General features: G+C 64.3%; 4 protein-coding genes. All 4 read left to right on the top strand.

Features of this window, described 5'->3' with window-relative positions; genetic code table 11:
• Positions 1 to 331: 331 nt before the first annotated feature.
• Positions 332 to 877 (top strand): hypothetical protein, encoded by a 546-nt coding sequence (locus EJC47_RS20630; RefSeq protein ID WP_126849571.1) that lies wholly within the window; start codon positions 332 to 334, stop codon positions 875 to 877.
• 156 nt (positions 878 to 1,033) lie between these two features.
• The gene (locus EJC47_RS20625; RefSeq protein WP_126849570.1) at positions 1,034 to 1,678 is read left to right on the top strand and encodes a recombinase family protein; all 645 of its coding nucleotides are present in this window, start codon (positions 1,034 to 1,036) and stop codon (positions 1,676 to 1,678) included.
• Positions 1,678 to 3,339, top strand: coding sequence for an IS481 family transposase (locus tag EJC47_RS20620; RefSeq protein WP_126849569.1), 1,662 nt, complete (start codon positions 1,678 to 1,680; stop codon positions 3,337 to 3,339). The genes EJC47_RS20625 and EJC47_RS20620 overlap by 1 nt, the downstream gene beginning before the upstream one ends.
• Positions 3,339 to 4,310: an ExeA family protein gene (locus EJC47_RS20615; RefSeq protein ID WP_126849568.1), complete on the top strand. Its 972-nt coding sequence runs from the start codon at positions 3,339 to 3,341 to the stop codon at positions 4,308 to 4,310. The genes EJC47_RS20620 and EJC47_RS20615 overlap by 1 nt, the downstream gene beginning before the upstream one ends.
• Positions 4,311 to 4,481 lie beyond the last annotated feature (171 nt).

The following is a 4,481-nucleotide window of genomic DNA, read 5'->3' as shown; positions in this document are numbered from 1 at the left end:
TAGCTGTAGCGGCTTGCAATGATGATCGCCCGGAACTGCAATAAAGGGCGGTTTCCGGCTCACATTGGGTGAGACGTTAGGGGCCGGCAGGCTCACATTGGTTGAGACGCAAATCACAATCGGTGCGACGGACGCGAGATGTTCGGCGATCGGCGCAGGATCGCGGACACGCCATGACGTTGCGACTTCGTGGCCCTTTCGACCTGTGAGGTTGCTAAGCCATGACAGACCGCAGGCATGGTCCGCTCCGCACGACGCTTGCAATCACGCGGTGCTGCCTCCAGTCGAAGGCGACGTGCTCACGATGCTGCAGCGAAAGGACGGGTGCGAGATGACCGATGCCAACCGGATCGCTGCCGCCATTAACCTGCGGGTCCGCCAGCTTGAAGCGCAGGGAATCACCGGGATCGCGCTGGCCAATCATATGATCGGCCACATGCAGGACCTGCACGCCATCTACACCACTGCAAGCGACCGGGCGTTACGCGATCTGTGTGACCGCTTTCCCGGGTTTGAGCGTTATGCCAGAATCATGGAGGAGGTTTCGGAACGGAACCAGGCCATGATGGCCTCCGGCAGCCATCCCCATGGCGATTTACCCGAGTTGCCTGAGCCCATGAAAGCAAAGCTCGTGCACGTGCTGCGCGCTGCCGCCGAACTCGAGCGAGAGGCCCAGGCAGCCGTTGATGGTCGCACAGGCGACCTGTCGGAGCGATTGACGGAGTTGAGGCGAAGTTGGGCCGACGGCTGCGCGCGATTAGTATCCGAATTCAAATCCTCGGATTTACCGCTCGGTTCCCAGGCTTTGGTGGAACAGGTGCTCAAGGCGACAGCAGAAAGAATTTGCAAGGCGGTGGAAAACCGTAGCGCAGCCTGATCGCCGGAAACCGATGCCGGGACCGCCAGGAAAACGAGCGGTTTTCTCGCGGTCGGGCGATGCCGCTTCCGGCTGCCCGAAAACAGCAAGAAAACCCGTTGTGAAAACCAGCGCCATCTTGCACCATGCCGGTGATCTTTTCTGGCGGGGTACGCATTGCTCATCGGCTATATCCGGGTGTCCAAGTCGGACGGCACGCAAACGCTGGAGCCGCAGCGCGACGCACTGTTCGCGGCCGGCATCGATCCATCCCGCATCTATGAGGATATGGCCTCGGGTCGGCATGATGCCCGGCCGGGACTCACCGCCTGCCTGAAGGCGCTCCAGCCAGGCAACACGCTCGTCATCTGGAAGCTCGACCGGCTCGGTCGCGATCTGCGTCACCTCGTGACGACGGCGGAGGATCTCCGGTCGCGCGGGGTCGGGTTGAAGGTCCTGGCCGGTGCCGGCGCGCAGATCGACACAACGTCTGCCAATGGCCGTCTCGCTTTCGGCATCTTCGCGGCGTTCGCCGAGTTCGAGCGCGAGTTGATCGCCGAGCGCACCCATGCCGGCCTTGCTGCGGCGCGCGCGCGCGGTCGCATGGGCGGTCGGCCGCGCAAGATGAACCGGGCGACGCTGACGATGGCGATGGCGGCGATGTCCGATCGGGGTGCCGTCGCAGCCGATGTCGCCAAGCGGCTCGGAATCACGACCACCACGCTCTATGTCTACGTCAACGGCGACGGCACTCCCAAGGCGCCGGGGCAGGCGTTGCTCGATGCTGGTCCCAGTCGGCAACTACAAAGCCAGGCTGCGTAATGAGCGCGGGCGTCACGGTCCCCATTGAGGCGATCGTGACGCTCCGGCGTCGATTGGCGGCACTTCCGGCGAGGCATCCTGAGCGGCAGCCGCTGATGGCATCGACCGCCGAACTCTACGATATCAGCCGCGCCACGCTCTACCGGCTGTTGCGCGGCGAGAGGCGTCCGAAGGACGCGCACCGCGCCGATCGTGGTCTGTCGCGGACGATGCCTGCCGACGAGATTGAGTGGTGGTGCGAGGTCGTCGCGGCGATGAAGAGCCGCACGACCAACCGGCAGGGTCGTCGCCTCTCGACGAAACGTATCCTCGAAATCGTCACTGAACACGGCGTCGAGACCCCCGATCGCGGTCTGGTGAAGCTGCCGTCAGGGCGCTTGGCGGCCTCGACGCTCAATCGCCACATGCGGCAACGCGGGTACGACACCGAGCGGATGACGCGCGAGCCGACTGCGGTGCGCTATCAGGCCGAACGCGCCAACATGCTCTGGCATTTCGACATGAGCCCGTCGGACCTCAAACAGTTGAAAGCCCCGACCTGGATCGATCCCGATCGGGGCGGCGCACCGACGCTGATGCTGTTCTCGGTGGTCGATGACCGGTCGGGCGTCGTCTATCAGGAATATGCGCTGGTTTACGGCGAGGATGCCGAGGCGGCGCTGCGCTTCCTGTTCCGGGCGATGGCGCCGAAGGAGGACAATCCCTTCGAAGGCATTCCGGAGAACATCCAGCTCGATGGCGGCCCGGTCGGCAAATCGAGCGTGTTCAAGCGGGTCATGGAATGTCTCGGGATCACCGTCACCCCGCACATGCCGGCAGGGTCGGACGGACGCCGCACTACCGCGCGCGCCAAAGGCAAGGTCGAGCGACCGTTCCGCACCGTCAAGGAAGCGCACGAGACGCTGTACCACTTCCACGAACCCACCAGTGAGGAAGAGGCCAATCGCTGGCTGGCCCGCTACATCGCCACCTACAACGGTGGCGATCATCGTCGCGAGCCGCATTCCCGGATCGACGACTGGCTCGGGCATCTGCCCGACGGCGGCATTCGCGCCATGTGCGGTTGGGAGCGCTATTGTGCATTCGCCCGCGAGCCCGAACGCCGCAAGGTCGGGCTCGACTGCCGCCTGACCGTCGCTGGCGTTACCTATGAGGTCACGTCCGAGGTGGCCGGCGAAACGGTCGTCGTCTGGTGGGGGCTGTTCGACCAGGAGCTATGGGTTGAATATGGCGACGAGCGGTACGGACCGTTCGATCCGGTCGGAGGGCCGGTGCCGCTGCATCGCTACCGCAAACATCGCAAGAGCCGGCGTGAGATTCGCGCGGATCGGGTTGATGCGCTGGCAACGAAAATCGGGATTCCCCGCTCGGTCCTGACGGGCGAGAATGACATCGTGGTGATCGGTCGCAAGCCTGCCGATGGGATCGCGCCTGTGCCGGCCCGGCCATTTGCCGATCCCGACCCGTTCGGCGAACTCACCTTCGCCACGCCGCTCAAGGCACGCTTCGCCATATCCGAGGAGTTGCGCCTGCCCCTGGGCGGGCTTTGCGAGGAGGACCGCGCCTTCATCGACGCGCTGCTCGCGCGCACGCTCTCCAGGCCCGAGGTGATGGAAGAAATCCGCAGGCGATTCCCGCCCGGCCATAGACGGAGCGGCTGATGCAAACCGAGGTAATGCGCTATTACGGACTGGCCCGGCCTCCGGTCGATCTCGGCTTCTTCGAGACCGAGCATCATGCCCAGCTCACCCATGATCTGAAGACTGCGATTAATGGCGGACGCCTAGTTGCGCTCACCGCCACCATCGGCTCGGGCAAGACCGTGCTGACGCGGCGACTGCGCGAAGAGCTGGAGCGCGAGGGGCGCGTGATCGTGTCGCGCGCGCTCAGCCTGGAGAAGGCCAAGATATCGGTACCGCTGTTGGTCGCGGCCCTGTTCTACGACCTCTCGTCGGAGAAGACCGTCTCGATCCCCAGCCAGTCGGAACGGCGCGAACGCGATTTGCAGGAGCTGTTCCGCAAGGCCAAGCGGCCGGTCGCACTGTTCGTCGACGACGCGCACGACCTCCATCCCAAAACGCTGACCGCGCTCAAGCGCCTCGTCGAGCTTGTCACCGAGGGCGGCGGTCAACTTGCCGTGATCCTCGTCGGCCATCCAAAGCTGCGCAACGACCTCAAGCGCCCTCTTATGGAGGAAATCGGCGATCGGACGACGGTGTTCGAGTTTGGCGGTCTGCGCGACCGTCAGCGCGATTACATCGACTGGGCGCTGCGCACTGCGCTGTCGCCGGGGATTGAGCCCGATGCCGTGCTGACCGAGGATGCCGCGATCCTGCTCGCCGCCAAGCTCAAGACCCCGCTCCAGATCGGCCGTCATCTTGTGCGGGCGTTCGAGGCAGGGTTCGAGGCCAGCGTGAAACCGATCGACGCCGCGACCGTCGAGGGTGTGCTTTCACGCCAGATCGACGACCTCGAACCTCAGCTTACCCGCCACGGCTACGACACGAAGAGCCTGGCGGACCAGTTCTACGCCAAGCCGGCGGAAATCCGCCAATTGCTCCGGGGCGGACTCGACCCGGCTCGTGCGCGCGAACTGACCGACGATATGCGAGCAGCAGGATTGCCGCTTTGACCGCCGTGTCCGCGATCCTGCGCCCATCGCCGAACATCTCACGTCCGTCGCACCGAATGTGATTTGCGTCTCAACGAAACTGCGTCTGCCGCGCCCTTCCGTCTCACGCAATGTGAGCCGGAAACCGTCCTTTATTGCAGTTCCGGCCGCGCATCATTGCAAGCCACTACA

Origin of the sequence: Sphingomonas sp. TF3 (assembly GCF_003985085.1) — a bacterium.
In the GTDB taxonomy this organism is placed as follows: domain Bacteria; phylum Pseudomonadota; class Alphaproteobacteria; order Sphingomonadales; family Sphingomonadaceae; genus Sphingomonas.
The sequence above is the reverse complement of the archived record's forward strand: the minus strand, read 5'-3'. Positions and strand labels throughout refer to the sequence as shown.